This window comes from Mycobacterium sp. UM_WGJ, assembly GCF_000455125.1.
GTDB lineage: Bacteria > Actinomycetota > Actinomycetes > Mycobacteriales > Mycobacteriaceae > Mycobacterium.
In genome coordinates, this window is record NZ_AUWR01000074.1 from 1 (window position 1) to 14,175 (window position 14,175).

Below are 14,175 nucleotides of genomic sequence, written 5' to 3' on the forward strand. Positions count from 1 at the left end.
GTACTGGGCCCCATCCGCTCGCGGATGGGGCCCAGTACTTTCCCCACAGGGGGTTACCCTGCTGGCGCGGACGTGATTTGATTGCCCGCATGCAGGGTTCGGCGACAGTTCATATGGCGGCTCCGGCCGAGCGGATCTGGGATCTGGTGGCCGACGTCCGCAATATCGGGAAGTTCTCTCCGGAGACCTTTGAGGCTGAATGGCTCGACGGCGCTGACGGCCCCGCGGTGGGCGCACGATTCCGCGGACATGTGCGGCGCAACGGGATCGGTCCGGTGTACTGGACCACGTGCCGGGTCACCGAGTGCGAACCGAATCGGGTGTTCGGCTTCGCGGTGCTTGCCGGCGACCGTGCGGTGAACCGCTGGCGTTACGAACTCACACCCACTGCGGATGGCACCGACGTCACTGAATCGTTCCAGCTGGCCAATTCCTTCCTCACCACCGTGTACTACTACCTGTTCGGTGGTTTTCTGCGGCAGCGCAACAACATTCGCGATATGCGCCGCACCTTGGAGCGAATCCGCGACGTGGCAGAACAGGGCTGACCGGTTAGTTCAGACTGTCCGGGTCGGCCAGCGGAAGCAACAGGAACGACGGGGTGGGTCCCCCCTGGTGCAGCTGGTAAAGGCCGCCCGCCAACGCCTCCCGTGCCGGTGCGTTCGGCACCAGGTGCGGGAAGTCGTAGGTGGTCACAGTCAGTCGCAGTCGGTGCCCCGGCGCGATCAACGCCGCGGTCGGGAAGATCTCGATGTCATAGCGCGTCAGCTCACCGGGCTGCACAGGTCGTAACGCCGCCCGGGTGCTGATGTGGTGCGGGCGCAGCACAGTGCCGTCCGGCAGATACCACGTACGTTCGGGATCCAGCTCTCGGTGCGAGCCGAGTAACGCGCCCATCGTGAGTGGACGGCTGACCCCCTCGGGTGCCACATCGTCGAGGTGAGCGACCCACAGTGTCTCGGTGGTGTCGGCCGTCGCGTGCACGCTGAGTGTGATCGGACCGGCGAGCAGGGTCGGTGAGTCGAACGCCTCGGTGGTGTAGGTCAGCGCTCCCCGTTGAACCCGGCGGTTGTCCTGGTCATGCCGGGTACGGCCGCCGGCCGAGGTGGTGACAAAGCTGTTGAGCCCCAGTGACCACTGCTCCAGACTGCGCCCCGACATGGGTCCCCGCGAGCGGTATGGCAGCGCGGCAAGACTCTGCTCGCTCGGGACTTCGGGCACCAAGCGTCCGGGCTGCGCAAGGTACAGCGGAGTGGGCGTCGCCTGCGGAATCGGGTATTCGCGAGTGTGATACCACCGCCTGTCGCCGATGGCCTGGAAGGTCAACGGCGAGCCTGAGAAGGCAGCCGTCGCATCGTCTTTCAGCCAATAGCCGAACCAGCGCATTTGTAGATCCTGCATCCGCAGCCCACCGAAATCCGAGACGTGGTACCACGGACCCATCAGGAGCCTGACCCGATCCGTCAGCGACTGCCCCGGCTGCATCGGGGCGCTCACCGGCCGGCCGGTGGCGGCGTTCTGCAGCGCCGCGTAGTTCAGCGGCGCTCCGCGCTGGAAGGCGTCGTGCCAGCCGCCGACCAGGAAGACGGCCACCTTGTTGGCGGCGATCTGCGCGAGCACCCGATCGGGCCGCATGGTTTCCCATACCGAGCCGTCATAGGCCGCGTCACCGCCGCTGCGGGCCTCCTCGGTCAACGGTCCGAAAAAGCTGCGCTGGTCTTTGCCGCGCTGGCGGACCGCTGCGACCCCGCCCGCCCGCGGTCGGGGATGTCCGCCGGGGGTGACAAACTCCAGCGCCGGGTTGATCACGTTCAGCAGCGAGTAGACCGCGCCGTAGCCGCGGACCGCAGGCAGGTGCAGAACGCCGCCCATTGTTGCGACGTCGCGATAGAAGTCGTTGGCTGCCATAACCGGAAAAACTGCCTTCAACGGCGAATCCGGGCCCACCGCGGCCGCGGTGAACAGTTGGTTGATCGCCAGATAGGAAATCCCGAACATGCCTACGCGGCCATTGGAATTCGGCAGCGTCGATGCCCAGGTGACCAACTCGGCACCGTCTCGGGCTTGATCGGCACACAACATCGCGAATGATCCGCCGGAGGCCCCCGTTCCGCGAACGTCGACCATCACCTCGATGTAGCCCCGCCGGATCAGCCGCGGGGTGGGACCACCGCCGATCTGCGCGGCCGGTGGTGGCGCCAGCTTGCCGTAGGGCGTCAGCGCCAACAGCACCGGAAACGGCCCAGCGGCGGGCTCACCGGTCTCGATCACGGTGGGGTAATGCACGTCGGCGCGCAGCACGACACCGTCGCTCATTTCCACAGCGACATTGCGCCGAACCCCGACGCCGTAGCGCGCGGGGGGCGGGGCCCACTCCGGGCTCAACGGCGACGGGCTGCTCTGGCGAGCGCGCACGGCCGACCCAGATTTCCGTAGTGCGACACCGGCGGCCCCCGCCACAGCGGCTCCCGTCAGCAGCCATCCCACTCTTCGCACCGTCCGCCGATCAGCCATGCCCAGACTCTAAACTCCGCACCCGTCCCGCTCGGGCACCTGTGTGGCGCCGGCGTATATTCCGGCGTGTCATGTGCTTCACCGGAAAGGGGCATCGACGTGCCGGCTGACGTCAAACACATCGTCACCGAGATGTGGCGGGCACTGTCGAATCGTGACTGGGACGCGGTGAAACCCTTTCTGGCCGAAGACTGCATCTATGTCGACATGCCGGTGGGCCCGGCCGCGGCCGCCCGCGGTCCGCTCGACATCGTCAAGCGCCTCAAGATCGGTCTGGAGCCGCTGGCCGGATACCAGAACCATCCGGGCCTGCTGGTCGCCGAAGGCGCCGACGTGTTCTACGAGCACTCTGAAACGTGGAACTGGGCCACCGGCGAGACCGCACTGCTGCGCTTCGTGACGGTGCACAAGGTGATCGACGGGAAAATCGCGCTGTGGAAAGACTATTGGGACATGGCCGGCCTGACGGCCCATGCGCCGTCGACCTGGCTGGAAGACTTTGCCGAGGCCGACATGTCGTGGATGTTCGACGCCACCGGCCTTATCTGAGTCGGTATCAAGCCCTGCTGGGCAGGGTCAGTGTGCAGGCCTGTCCGATGTCCAACGTGCGCAGCAGCCGCCCCATGCCGAGCCAGAGTGCGCACGACAGTGCGAGGTCGGCCACCAGTTCGTCACTGAGATGCTCGGCGCAGCGCGACCAGAAGTCCTCGTCGTCACGGAGCCCGGTGTGGTCCGTGGCGAAGCGATGGGCGAACTCGGCGGCCAGCCGCTCCTGCGGGCTGTAGCCCGGCCAGGTGCGCCACTCCGAAACGTGCTCGTAGAGGTCCTCGTCGACCCCGGCAGCCGGGCCGTCGGCATCACGGGTGTTGGCGCATACCGTGCACTCGTTGTCGAAGGCGATCACCATCCGGGCCAGCTCACGGGTGCGCATCGGCAACCGGCCCTTGTTGTAGACCGCTGTACTGAATCCGCCGATTCCCGCTGCCAGGTCAGGTGATTTGACCATCCAGCCCATTACGTCGTCTGCGGCGAACGCCCCGATTCGGCTCATATTCAGCGATGCTAGCGGTCAACGGTGGGCAGTGCTGCTGAACTCCGCCGACTCCCCCGCATCGTCGGGATCGATGAGGGCCCGGCGAGCGATCCGCTGTAGCGCAGCGGAAACCTCGGCGCGATCCGGGCGGCCCTCGAATCCGGGCGAACGGGCCAGTTTGTCGACCACCCAATCCTCTACCAGCGAGGACACGAACCCGACCTGCCGCAGACCGGCCCGGGTGAGACCGAGGTGATCGCCGTCGCGCAGCACATAGCCTTGAGACACCAGCTGATCGACTGTGGGTTCGAGGATCTCGTAGGGCACGCGTAGGCGCTTGCCGATGTCACTGAGCCGCGCGGTCCGAAATACCTGCGTGTACCGGTAGATCCGCAGCACCGTCCAGAGCCCGGCGACGTCGAGCTGGCAGTCCGGCCGCAGTGCGATGGAGCGCAGCCGCATCCCCGGTTCGTTGTGCAGCAGTCGCCCGACCGCGCTCTCCAGCAGATCGTCCGACGACGCGTTGGTGGGCATGCCGAACCCGTCACCCAGGTCGACCGCACTGTCGCGCAGCTCCTTGAGCGGGACCTCGCGCAGGAACAGGGCCAGCACGAAGCCGAGCAGCGCGACCGGCGCGGCGCACCAGAACACCTGCCCGAGGGAGTCGGCGTAGGCCGCCACGATCGGCTCCGCCTGCTGCGGCGACAAGCGGTGCACCGCCTCGGGCGAGTCGGCCGCACCGGCGGCCAGTCCGGCGCTGTTCAGCGCCGGACCGAGCCGATGGCCCAGGAAGTTCACGAACAACGACCCGAACACGGCCGCACCGAATGAGCTGCCGATGGTCCGGAAGAACGTGACCCCGGAGGTGGCGACGCCGAGGTCGGCGAAATTCGCGGTGTTCTGCACGACGAGGACCAGCACCTGCATCGACAACCCGATACCGGCACCCAGGATCACCAGGTAGGCCGACTGCAGCAGCGCCGGCGTGGCGGCGTTCATCTGCGACATCAGCGCGAACGCGATCGTCATCAGCGCGGTGCCGACCACCGGAAAGATCTTGTAACGGCCGGTCCGGCCCACCAGGGCGCCGCTGCCGGTGGAGGTCACCAACATACCCACCACCATCGGCAGGGTGCGCAGGCCCGAGGTGATCGCCGAGACACCGTCGACGTACTGCATGAAGGTGGGCAGGAAGGTGAGCGCGCCCAGCATCGCGAAGCCGACGACAAACGCCAGCACACAGCAGACCGCGAACACCGGGTCGGCGAACAGCCGGGTCGGCAGGATGGGCGCAGCGGCCCGACTCTCCACCCAGACGAATAACGCCAGTGCCACCACCGAGCCGCCGAACAGCCCGAGGATCGCCGCTGATCCCCAGGGGTAGCGGCTGCCGCCCCAGCTGGTGGCCAACGTCAACCCGGTGGCGCCCAGCCCGATCAGGACGATTCCGGCGTAGTCGATGACCGGCTTGGCGCGGCCCGCCAGAGCCGGGATGGCGATGCCGGCCACAATCAACACCACCACTGAGATGGGCAGATTGATCCAGAACGCCCAACGCCAGGTGAGGTAGTCGGTGACGTAGCCTCCCAGCAGCGGGCCGATAACGGTGGTGACCCCGAAAACCGCTCCCAGCATGCCCTGATAGCGGCCCCGGTCGCGCAGCGGAATGACTTCGCCGATGAGTGCCGCGGCCGTCACGGTGACGGCGCCCCCACCGATACCCTGCAGCGCCCGCGCGCCGACAAGCATCCCCATCGAGGCGGACAGTCCGCACAGCACCGATCCGGCGACGAAACACAACACAGCGGCCTGGAACACCCGTTTGCGGCCGAGCAGGTCGCCCAGCTTGCCCGCCAGGATGGTCGCGATCGTGGACATCAGCAGGTAGCTCGTGACCACCCACGACTGGTGCCCGGCGTTACCCAGGTCCGACACGATCGTCGGCAGGGCGGTCGCCACGATGGTCTGGTCGAGTGCGGCCATCAGCAGGCCGAACACGATCGCCAGGAATATCAGGTTGCGGCGGTGCGGACTGACCGGCGCGGGTCGCACCTCATCGGCGACCGGCGTCGATGCGGTCATAGTCGTCTTCCGTCCGCGGTGGACGCTAGATCAGTGGCAGCGACGTCACGAGAGCGGCGACCCGGCTAGGTCGATCACGACGGCGGGCGGGAGACGCACTGTGCGGAGTACAGCGCCTCGCCGAGCTTGTCCATCAGCTCCAGCTGGGTTTCCAGGTGGTCGATGTGAGATTCCTCATCGACGAGGATGGTCTCGAGAAGCTTCGCGGTGGTGCTGTCCTGCTTCTCGCGGCACATCACGATGCCGGGACGCAAGCGGTTGAGCACATCGATCTCCAGCGCCAGGTCGCTCTCGAACTGTTCGCGTAGGTTCTGCCCGATGCGCAGCGACCCGATGCGCTGATAATTCGGCAGGCCACCGAGCAGCAGAATCCGATCGGTGACCGCCTCAGCATGGCGCATCTCCTCCATCGACTCTTCGCGGGTGTGGCCGGCCAATTCGGTGAAGCCCCAGTTCTCCTGCATCTTCGCGTGCAGGAAGTACTGGTTGATCGCGGTGAGCTCGCTGGTCAACTGCTCGTTGAGCAGTTTGAGAACCTCCGGGTCGCCTTGCATGATCTCTCCTCTGATGTGAAGAACCTCGCATGCCGGCCGCGACGGACGGGGCTTGAATCATCGCCGTAACGCGCCAAATTCAATCTAGTGCAGGCCACCGCCCGCAGTGGGGTGTTTACCCGCGTCTCGGCGCGTCGAATCGCCGCACCCGCCTTGCGGTCGTCGGGCGAACTCGGATCGCCATCGGCTACGGACCAGTGCAAGGTGCGCTTTACTTAGGTTAGACTCTACTAACATGAGACTCGTTTCGCCCGACAATCGTGTCGGCATTTCGGGCAGCGACACGTCTCACCGCCACGGTCCGCATTCGCTGGTGCTGGCGTTGGACTACCGAGTAGACGACGTGGGCCGGACCTGGTCGCTCATTGAGCGGGATCATTCCCCGCTTGTCGACCTGGGCGCCCGCCATGCGGTGCTCTACACCTCGCAGTTCGAGCCGAACCGGGTGCTGGTGACGATCGGCCTGCGGCACCGGGTCTCCGTCAAGGAGCTGTTGCGCTCCCCCGCGGTCTTCGAGTGGTTCGACAGCTCCGGGGTCAACGATCTGCCCGCGATCTTCGCCGGCGAAGTCACCGAGAAGATCAACCTGGCCCAGCCCGGTGACGAGCAGAACGGCTCGCCGGTGATCGTCGGGGCGGTTGCCACCGTCGCCGACCCCGCGGACCTGATGGCCAAAGTGCATGCCGGGTTGGACCGGTTCTCCGACGCCGGAGTGCGCAAAGTGTGGGTGTATCAAGCAGTCGACGACGGGCACGAGGTGATGACACTGCTGGAAATCGACAGTGCGGCAAGTGCACAGCGATGGATCGACCACCCGGACACCGCCGCGGAGTGGATGTCCGGCATGGAAATCGGTGGGTACCCCCGGCCCTTCGTCGGGAGCTTCGCCACCTCGGTCGATCTGATGGCGCCCGCAGGCGAGGGTCGGTAGGGGTATCGCATGTACGTATGCCTGTGTGTCGGAGCCACCAATCAGATGGTGTCGGACGCCGTCGCCGCCGGGGCGTCGACGTCGAAAGAGGTTGCCGCGATGTGCGGGGCGGGGGGCGACTGCGGCCGGTGCCGCTGCACCGTCCGGGGCATCATCGAGGCGACCCTGGCCGCGACACCCACCGCGGCCGACAACGGAGGACTGCGGCGCCTCGCGCTGGACATCAGCCCAGTCGGATCACACTGATTCGCCGCCCCGCCGGCCGGTGAAGTCGGCCAGCGCATCGGCGTTGGCCTGGCCACCCAAGAGTTCGGCGAAGAACGCGTTCTCCCGCTCGACCGCGGCCAGGGTCTGGGCCCGCGTCGGCTCAACCATCGCGCTCTTGACCGCCATGAGACTCGAAATAGGCCGGGATGCAAGAACTTCCGCATGCCGGCGGGCCTCCTCCTGGAGCCCCTCCGGCTCGCAAACCGCGAAGACCAAGCCCATCCGCAGCGCCTCGTCAGCGGAGATCCACTCCGAGGACATCAGCAGCCAGGCCGCGTTCTGCCGTCCCATCAATCGCGGAAGCAGGTAGGACGAGGCCGCCTCCGGGGCCACCCCCAGGCTGGTGAACGGACACTTCAGCCTGGCGCTCGATGACATGAACGCCAGGTCGGCGAAGCCCAGGATCGTCGTTCCGATCCCTAGGCCGAGTCCGTTGACCGCGCAGATCAGCGGCTTCGGGAATTGCCCCAGTGCGGCGATAAGACCGCGGAAGCCGTGTTTGCCGGGCACGAAATCCGGGTCGGTCACCATGGCCTGCATCTCGGACAGGTCGGTGCCGGCGCTGAACGCCCGGCCCGCCCCGGTGATCACGACCACCGCGACCTCGGGGTCGTCGGCCGCGGCAAACAGCGCCTCGGCCGTGGCGTCGTAGAGCGCCTCGTTGAACGCGTTGAGCGTCTCGGGGCGGTTCAGCGTGAGAGTCCGAACCCGGTTCTCGTCTTCGATCGTCAGGATCACCCGTGCAGCCTAAACGCCGCCCCCGGCCCGCGACCGCGCCGCTACTCAGACCAGCTCGACCTGGTGGCCGGCGGCGACGACGCGGCCGATGATGCCTGCCAGCCGCCGATAGGACTCGTCGCGTCCACTGGAGCTGCGGAACACCAGCCCGATCCGCCGGCCGGGCGCCGGCGGCGCGAAATAGGCCAACGCCAGTCCATTGCGCTCGGCCTCAACCGCCACCGCGGTCCGCGGAATCAACGTCACCCCCAGCCCACCGTTGACGCACTGGACCGCGGTGGCCAGCGACGCCGCACGCGTGGTGGCCAACTCTGCGCGCACCCCTGCGTTGCGGCAGATCTCCAGGGTCTGATCGCGCAGACAGTGCCCCTCATCGAGCAGCAGCAGCGGTAAGTCCGCGAGCGCGGTCGGCGGCACCCGACGTTTGCCGGCCAGCGCATGGCCCGGCGGCAGCGCCAAGACGAAATCCTCGTCGTAGATCGGTATTTCGGCCAACCCGGCCCCCTCGGCGGGCAACGCCATCAGGGCCGCGTCGACCGCGCCCTCCCGCAGCCCGGTGAGCAGCCTTTCGGTCTGGTCTTCGATCACTCGCAGATTCAGATCCGGCAGATGTTCGGACAATCCGGCCAGTACGGCGGGCAGCACATACGGCGCCACCGTCGGGATCAGGCCCAGCCGCATGGCACCCTGCAGCGGGTCGGCTACCCCGGCGGCGGCCGCCGAGAACTGCGTCGCCGCGTCCAGTACTGCGTGGGCGTAAGGCAGCAACTGCTGACCCTCGGCGGTCAGGAAGACCCGCCGGGTGGAGCGCTCGATCAGTTGGACGCCCAACCCGGATTCCAGTGACGACAGGGCCTGCGACAGTGTCGACTGGCTCAGACCCAGCCCGGCCGCCGCCAGGCTGAAGTGGTGCTTCTCTGCCACCGCGGTGAATGCCCGCAGGCCGGCGAGCGTCGGCTGATAGCTTGCATCGGTCATGCCGATAATTATAGTGCGTGGCATCACCTTTTATTTTTAATTCAGATAGGGCACGATGGAGCATGCGGGCGTCGAACGCGCCCCGAATGCAGAAATCTCATCTCACAAGGAGTGTCATGGCACTGTTGACTATCGGCGAGCAGTTCCCGTCCTACCGGCTCACCGCCTTGATCCCGGGCGACCTGTCGAAGGTCGACGCGAGCGGGCCCGACGACTTCTTCACCACCATCACCAGCGATGACTACGCCGGCAAGTGGCGCGTGGTGTTCTTCTGGCCCAAGGACTTCACCTTCATCTGCCCCACCGAGATCGCGGCGTTCGGCAAGTTGAACGACGAGTTCGCCGACCGCGACGCCCAGATCCTCGGCGCCTCGACCGACAACGAGTTCGTGCACTACAACTGGCGCGCCCAGCACGAGGACCTCAAGACGCTGCCGTTCCCGATGCTCTCGGACCTCAACCGCGAACTGGTGACCGCGACCGGTGTGCTCAACTCCGACGGCGTCGCCGACCGGGCCACCTTCATCATCGACCCCAACAACGAGATTCAGTTCGTCTCGGTGACAGCGGGTTCGGTGGGCCGCAACGTCGACGAGGTCCTGCGGGTGCTGGACGCACTGCAGTCCGACGAGTTGTGCGCCTGCAACTGGAAGAAGGGCGAGGCGACCCTGAACGTCGGCGAGCTGCTCAAAGACTCGCTCTGACCGCAGCCGTAGGAATCGCGCTCGCGGTGATGTCGAGCGCCAGGATGAGGAGGAACAGCGCCAATGAGTATTGAGAACCTCAAGAACGCGATCCCGGAGTACGCCAAGGACCTCAAGCTCAACCTGGGTTCGATCGCCCGCACCACGGTCCTGAACGAAGAGCAGCTCTGGGGCAGTCTGCTGGCCGCTGCCGCGGCCACGCGCAACGCCACGGTGCTGGCCGAGATCGGGGCCGAGGCCGCCGACAACCTGTCGGCGGAGGCCTATCAGGCCGCCCTGGGCGCCGCGTCGATCATGGGCATGAACAACGTGTTCTACCGCGGTCGGCACTTCCTGGACGGTAGCTACGACGACCTGCGGCCCGGGTTGCGGATGAACATCATCGGCAACCCGGGGGTCGACAAGGCCAACTTCGAACTGTGGAGCTTCGCCGTCTCGGCCATCAACGGCTGCCAGGCGTGCGTTGCCTCCCACGAGCAGGTCGTCCGGGAGGCCGGCGTCGGCCGCGAAGCGGTGCTGGAAGCTCTCAAGGTCGCCTCGATCGTGGCCGGGGTGGCGCAGGCGGTCTTCGCCGCCGGCGCCGACCCCACCGCTTCGTAGGCGGTTTGGTCCCTATCGGCGCGCGCCGGGCGATGCCCGGCGCGCGCCGTGGACTTTGGGCCGGTAGCGCTCACCCTCGGGCGAGCCACGCCAGTCGGTCCAGGGTCACCGGATCCTCCCGCCCGTCGTAATAGCGGTCCAGCACCGCACGAAAGTCTCGGCAGCAGCACCTGACGGCGTGGCCGCCACCCTCGCAGGCCCGTCCGAACAACGTCATCGAGGAACGCAGCTTGATGTCGTCGGGCCAGCCCAGGATCTCCTCGATGGACCGGTCGGGCACCGCGTTGATCAAGCCCACGCACTCCTGCAGTCGCGGCCCCAGCACGGCGTGCGCCAGGTAGGCACGCGCCTCCGCGGGAGAGGCGATCCCGAAACGCTCCGCCATCGCGCTGACTCCCAACCCTGAGAGCTGCGGAAAGATGAACCACATCCAATGGCTGCGCTTGCGGCCGGCGCGCAGTTCGCCGAGCACGGTGTCGTAGACACCGGCCTGCGCGTCGACGAAACGTTGTAGCCCGAACGGGTCGGAGGTTCCGGCCATGCCATCAACCGTGGCACAGTTCGACCTGCAGCAGGGAAGGAGCAGCGATGTCGAAGATCAGGCGGCGGGTTCCCAGGATCGGTGATCTTGCGCCACTGATCCGTGTCCGCCGGCCCCGGTTGAACCGCACCGCGCTCCGGCTTGAGACCGCGCTGACCGTGGAAGACCTGCGTCTGCTCGCCAAACGACGCACCCCGCGAGCCGCCTTCGACTACACCGACGGCGCAGCCGAGGACGAGATCTCGTTAAACAGAGCCCGACAGGCCTTCCGGGACATCGAGTTTCATCCGGCTATCCTGCGCGACGTCTCCTCGGTCGACACCAGCCGCGAGGTGCTCGGCGCGCCGGTGGCGTTGCCCTTCGCGATCGCACCGACCGGCTTCACCAGGCTGATGCACACCGCGGGAGAGCTGGCCGGAGCCCGCGCCGCCGAGGCCGCCGGGATCCCGTTCTCGCTGTCGACCTTGGGTACCGCCTCGATCGAAGACGTCGCAGCGGCCGCCCCCGGGGCCCGCCGCTGGTTTCAGCTGTACATGTGGCACGACCGCGACCGGTCGATGGCGCTTCTGCGCCGCGCCGCCGAAGCCGGCTACGACACCCTGCTGGCGACCGTTGACTGCCCGGTCGCCGGGGCGCGGCGGCGCGACTCCCGCAACGGCATGTCCATTCCACCGGCGCTGACGCTGCGCACGGTCGCCGATGCGGCGGTGCATCCGGCCTGGTGGTTCGACCTGCTCACCACCGAGCCGCTGTCCTTTGCCTCGCTGGACCGCTGGTCGGGCACCGTCGCGCAGTACATGGACACCATGTTCGACCCGAGCCTGACCTTCGATGACCTGGCCTGGGTCAAGTCCCAGTGGCCTGGGCGATTCGTCGTCAAAGGCATCCAGAGCCTCGCCGATGCCCGCGCGGTGGTCGATCGTGGTGTGGACGGCATCGTGCTGTCCAACCACGGCGGCCGCCAGCTGGATCGAGCGCCGGTACCGTTCCAGCTGCTGCCCGAGGTGGCGCGTGAGGTCGGGGCCGACACCGAGATCCTGCTGGACACCGGCATCATGTCGGGCGCCGACATCGTCGCGGCGATCGCACTGGGCGCCCGCTGCACCCTGATCGGCCGGGCCTACCTGTATGGCCTGATGGCCGGCGGACAGGCCGGGGTGCACCGCGTGATCGACATCCTCGCCGAGCAGATCCGCCGCACCATGCGGCTGCTCGGGGTCAGCGAACTGGCCGAACTGTCGCCGCAGCACGTCACCCAGCTGCAACGGCTGGTGCCGCGCCGATAGCGCACTGCGCTCCTGCCGGGTTTTCGGTGCGGCCGATCCGGGTATATGCGCTGCTGTGAATGGCCACAAGGAACTGGTACGCCGGCTACTGCGGCGTGCGGGTACCACCTACGCCCAGGAGGCCGGTATCCGGTTGCGGAACCAGCCGATGCCGCTGTTTCAGCTGCTGATGCTGTGCATGCTCGCCAGCAAGCCCATCGACGCCGGCATCGCAGCTCGCGCGGCCCGCGAGCTGTTCAAGTGCGGGTTGCGGACCCCACACAAGGTTCTCGAAGCCGAGCGCCAGACGCTGATCGACGCAATGGGCCGGGCCCACTACCGCCGCTACGACGAGAGTTCGGCCACCATGCTGGTCGAATTGGCCGAGGCGGTGCAGACCGACTACGGCGGTGATCTGCGCCTGCTGGCCGAACGCAGCGGACGCGACATCGCGACGGCCGCCGAGGCGCTGAAGTCCTTCAAGGGAATCGGTGATGTCGGCGCGAGCATCTTTCTCCGCGAGGTCCAAGACGTCTGGCCCTGGGCCCGCTCCACGTTCGACGCCCGCGCGCTGGATGCCGCGCGCGATCTCGGATTGCCCAGTGATGCAAACCAACTCGGCGCACTGTCGCAGGGACGCAATGCCGAACTCGCTGCAGCACTGGTGCGTTACTCCGCCGACGCCGGTGTCCGCGAGCGTCTGGCCGAATGACAGACGGAGGGCTAGCCGTGTCGACATCAGCCACGTTCGTGATCGTCGGCGCCGGACTGGCGGGGGCTAAGGCCGCCGAAGCCCTCCTCGACAAGGGCTTCGACGGAACCATCGTGCTTGTCGGGGAGGAACCTCAACTGCCCTACGAACGGCCGCCGCTGTCGAAAGAGTTCCTCGCGGGCACGAAGACCCTCGGCGACTTCACGGTGAAACCCGAGACCTGGTATCGCGAACACGAAATCGATCTACGGTTGGGCAACCGTGTCGTCAGTGTGGATACCGCCGGTCACAGCGTCAGGCTGGCCGACGGCGCCAGCCTCGGTTACGACAAACTGCTGTTGGCGACGGGTTCACGGTCGCGGCGGCTACCGATCCCGGGAGCCGACGCCTCCCGCGTGCACTATCTGCGGACTGTCGAAGATGCTTCCGCTCTGGATTCGGCACTGACAAGCGGAGATTCGCTAGCAGTGGTGGGCGCGGGCTGGATCGGTATGGAGGTGGCCGCCGCCGCACGCCAGCGCGGTGTCGACGTCACCGTGGTGGAAAGTGCCGCGCTGCCGCTACTGGCCGGCCTCGGCGCGGAGAACGCCGCGGTCTTCGCCGACCTGCACCGCGAGCACGGTGTCGACCTGCGTACCGGTGCGACGGTCGCCGAGATCACCACCGCCGGCGGTGCCGCCGCCGGCCTGCGGTTGGGCGACGGCTCGCAGATCCGCGCGGATTCGGTGCTCGTGGCGGTCGGCGCCCAGCCCAATATCGAATTGGCTGAGCAGGCAGGCCTTTCCACTGGTGACGGCGGCGTACTGGTGGACGCGGGGCTGCGCAGCAGCGACCCCGACATCTACGCCGTCGGCGATATCGCCGCCGCACAGCACCGGTTGTTCGGCACCCGGATCCGCACCGAACACTGGGCCAACGCCCTCAAGCAGCCTGCTGTCGCTGCGTCCGGCATGCTGGGCGAAGCCGCCGAATACACCGAACTGCCTTACTTTTTCACCGATCAATATGACCTCGGCATGGAGTATGTCGGCTACGCGCCGCACTACGCCCGGGTGGTGTTTCGCGGTGATCCCGCCAGCCGTGAGTACACCAGCTTCTGGCTCGATGACGAGAACCGGGTACTCGCCGGGATGAACGTCAATATCTGGGAGGGCCTCGACGACATCAAGGCCCTGATCAACGCACAGGCCCCCGTCGATCCGCACCGGCTGGCCGACCCGCAGGTGCCGGTGGGCGACCTTTCACGCTAGCCGACG

The 14,175-nt window shown here is 67.1% G+C and carries 16 protein-coding genes; 9 read left to right on the forward strand and 7 right to left on the reverse strand.

What is annotated here, in order from left to right; translation table 11 throughout:
- The first annotated feature begins 89 nt into the window (after positions 1 to 89).
- Positions 90 to 548 carry an SRPBCC family protein gene (locus N416_RS0119270; protein ID WP_024443734.1) on the forward strand — a complete coding sequence of 153 codons (459 nt, stop codon included), beginning with the start codon at positions 90 to 92 and terminating at the stop codon, positions 546 to 548.
- Positions 549 to 552: 4 nt separating this feature from the next.
- Here the strand turns inward: N416_RS0119270 and N416_RS0119275 are convergent, their stop codons facing one another.
- Positions 553 to 2,316, reverse strand: coding sequence for a CocE/NonD family hydrolase (locus tag N416_RS0119275; RefSeq protein WP_036458637.1), 1,764 nt, complete (start codon positions 2,314 to 2,316; stop codon positions 553 to 555).
- Positions 2,317 to 2,613: 297 nt separating this feature from the next.
- Here N416_RS0119275 and N416_RS0119280 point away from each other — a divergent pair, with 297 nt between their 5' ends.
- The gene (locus N416_RS0119280; RefSeq protein ID WP_024443736.1) at positions 2,614 to 3,063 is read left to right on the forward strand and encodes a nuclear transport factor 2 family protein; all 450 of its coding nucleotides are present in this window, start codon (positions 2,614 to 2,616) and stop codon (positions 3,061 to 3,063) included.
- Between the two features lie 7 nt (positions 3,064 to 3,070).
- Here the strand turns inward: N416_RS0119280 and N416_RS0119285 are convergent, their stop codons facing one another.
- From N416_RS0119285 to bfr, 3 genes are all read right to left on the reverse strand, one after another.
- Positions 3,071 to 3,565 carry a carboxymuconolactone decarboxylase family protein gene (locus tag N416_RS0119285; protein WP_024443737.1) on the reverse strand — a complete coding sequence of 165 codons (495 nt, stop codon included), beginning with the start codon at positions 3,563 to 3,565 and terminating at the stop codon, positions 3,071 to 3,073.
- Positions 3,566 to 3,583: 18 nt separating this feature from the next.
- Positions 3,584 to 5,629, reverse strand: a complete 2,046-nt coding sequence (locus N416_RS0119290) for an MDR family MFS transporter (RefSeq protein ID WP_024443738.1) — start codon at positions 5,627 to 5,629, stop codon at positions 3,584 to 3,586.
- Between the two features lie 74 nt (positions 5,630 to 5,703).
- A complete protein-coding gene (gene bfr, locus N416_RS0119295; protein WP_024443739.1) occupies positions 5,704 to 6,183 on the reverse strand; it encodes a bacterioferritin in 480 nt (159 codons plus the stop codon).
- Positions 6,184 to 6,418: 235 nt separating this feature from the next.
- On the opposite strand from bfr, the gene N416_RS0119300 reads away from it, so the two are divergent.
- Positions 6,419 to 7,114, forward strand: a complete 696-nt coding sequence (locus N416_RS0119300) for a hypothetical protein (RefSeq protein WP_024443740.1) — start codon at positions 6,419 to 6,421, stop codon at positions 7,112 to 7,114.
- 9 nt (positions 7,115 to 7,123) lie between these two features.
- Positions 7,124 to 7,360, forward strand: a complete 237-nt coding sequence (locus N416_RS0119305) for a bacterioferritin-associated ferredoxin (RefSeq protein ID WP_024443741.1) — start codon at positions 7,124 to 7,126, stop codon at positions 7,358 to 7,360.
- On the opposite strand, the gene N416_RS0119310 is transcribed toward N416_RS0119305, so the two are convergent.
- Together N416_RS0119310 and N416_RS0119315 are read right to left on the reverse strand one after the other, a co-directional pair.
- Positions 7,352 to 8,119 carry an enoyl-CoA hydratase/isomerase family protein gene (locus tag N416_RS0119310; RefSeq protein WP_024443742.1) on the reverse strand — a complete coding sequence of 256 codons (768 nt, stop codon included), beginning with the start codon at positions 8,117 to 8,119 and terminating at the stop codon, positions 7,352 to 7,354. The two genes, N416_RS0119305 and N416_RS0119310, sit on opposite strands and share 9 nt — an antisense overlap.
- 45 nt (positions 8,120 to 8,164) lie before the next feature.
- Positions 8,165 to 9,097 (reverse strand): hydrogen peroxide-inducible genes activator, encoded by a 933-nt coding sequence (locus N416_RS0119315; protein ID WP_024443743.1) that lies wholly within the window; start codon positions 9,095 to 9,097, stop codon positions 8,165 to 8,167.
- 116 nt (positions 9,098 to 9,213) lie between these two features.
- On the opposite strand from N416_RS0119315, the gene N416_RS0119320 reads away from it, so the two are divergent.
- Positions 9,214 to 9,801 carry a peroxiredoxin gene (locus N416_RS0119320; RefSeq protein ID WP_024443744.1) on the forward strand — a complete coding sequence of 196 codons (588 nt, stop codon included), beginning with the start codon at positions 9,214 to 9,216 and terminating at the stop codon, positions 9,799 to 9,801.
- A gap of 63 nt (positions 9,802 to 9,864) precedes the next feature.
- Complete coding sequence (locus tag N416_RS0119325) at positions 9,865 to 10,401, forward strand: carboxymuconolactone decarboxylase family protein (protein WP_024443745.1); 537 nt, start codon at positions 9,865 to 9,867, stop codon at positions 10,399 to 10,401.
- Between the two features lie 70 nt (positions 10,402 to 10,471).
- On the opposite strand, the gene N416_RS0119330 is transcribed toward N416_RS0119325, so the two are convergent.
- Positions 10,472 to 10,942 (reverse strand): DUF1810 domain-containing protein, encoded by a 471-nt coding sequence (locus N416_RS0119330; protein ID WP_024443746.1) that lies wholly within the window; start codon positions 10,940 to 10,942, stop codon positions 10,472 to 10,474.
- 47 nt (positions 10,943 to 10,989) lie between these two features.
- Between N416_RS0119330 and N416_RS0119335 the strand changes: the two genes are divergently transcribed.
- The 3 genes from N416_RS0119335 to N416_RS0119345 are packed head-to-tail and all read left to right on the forward strand — an operon-like array spanning position 10,990 to position 14,169.
- Complete coding sequence (locus N416_RS0119335) at positions 10,990 to 12,228, forward strand: alpha-hydroxy acid oxidase (protein ID WP_024443747.1); 1,239 nt, start codon at positions 10,990 to 10,992, stop codon at positions 12,226 to 12,228.
- Between the two features lie 55 nt (positions 12,229 to 12,283).
- Complete coding sequence (locus N416_RS0119340) at positions 12,284 to 12,919, forward strand: endonuclease (protein WP_024443748.1); 636 nt, start codon at positions 12,284 to 12,286, stop codon at positions 12,917 to 12,919.
- Positions 12,920 to 12,936: 17 nt separating this feature from the next.
- Positions 12,937 to 14,169, forward strand: a complete 1,233-nt coding sequence (locus N416_RS0119345) for an NAD(P)/FAD-dependent oxidoreductase (RefSeq protein ID WP_024443749.1) — start codon at positions 12,937 to 12,939, stop codon at positions 14,167 to 14,169.
- Positions 14,170 to 14,175 lie beyond the last annotated feature (6 nt).

Coding starts and splice junctions, on each gene's coding strand:
- N416_RS0119330 (WP_024443746.1), bottom strand. CDS start 10,942: ATGGCCGGAACCTCCGACCCGTTCGGGCTACAACGTTTCGTCGACGCG.
- N416_RS0119275 (WP_036458637.1), bottom strand. CDS start 2,316: ATGAGCGACGGTGTCGTGCTGCGCGCCGACGTGCATTACCCCACCGTG.
- N416_RS0119290 (WP_024443738.1), bottom strand. CDS start 5,629: ATGACCGCATCGACGCCGGTCGCCGATGAGGTGCGACCCGCGCCGGTC.
- N416_RS0119325 (WP_024443745.1), top strand. CDS start 9,865: ATGAGTATTGAGAACCTCAAGAACGCGATCCCGGAGTACGCCAAGGAC.
- N416_RS0119315 (WP_024443743.1), bottom strand. CDS start 9,097: ATGACCGATGCAAGCTATCAGCCGACGCTCGCCGGCCTGCGGGCATTC.
- bfr (WP_024443739.1), bottom strand. CDS start 6,183: ATGCAAGGCGACCCGGAGGTTCTCAAACTGCTCAACGAGCAGTTGACC.
- N416_RS0119305 (WP_024443741.1), top strand. CDS start 7,124: ATGTACGTATGCCTGTGTGTCGGAGCCACCAATCAGATGGTGTCGGAC.
- N416_RS0119285 (WP_024443737.1), bottom strand. CDS start 3,565: ATGAGCCGAATCGGGGCGTTCGCCGCAGACGACGTAATGGGCTGGATG.
- N416_RS0119335 (WP_024443747.1), top strand. CDS start 10,990: ATGTCGAAGATCAGGCGGCGGGTTCCCAGGATCGGTGATCTTGCGCCA.
- N416_RS0119300 (WP_024443740.1), top strand. CDS start 6,419: ATGAGACTCGTTTCGCCCGACAATCGTGTCGGCATTTCGGGCAGCGAC.
- N416_RS0119270 (WP_024443734.1), top strand. CDS start 90: ATGCAGGGTTCGGCGACAGTTCATATGGCGGCTCCGGCCGAGCGGATC.
- N416_RS0119320 (WP_024443744.1), top strand. CDS start 9,214: ATGGCACTGTTGACTATCGGCGAGCAGTTCCCGTCCTACCGGCTCACC.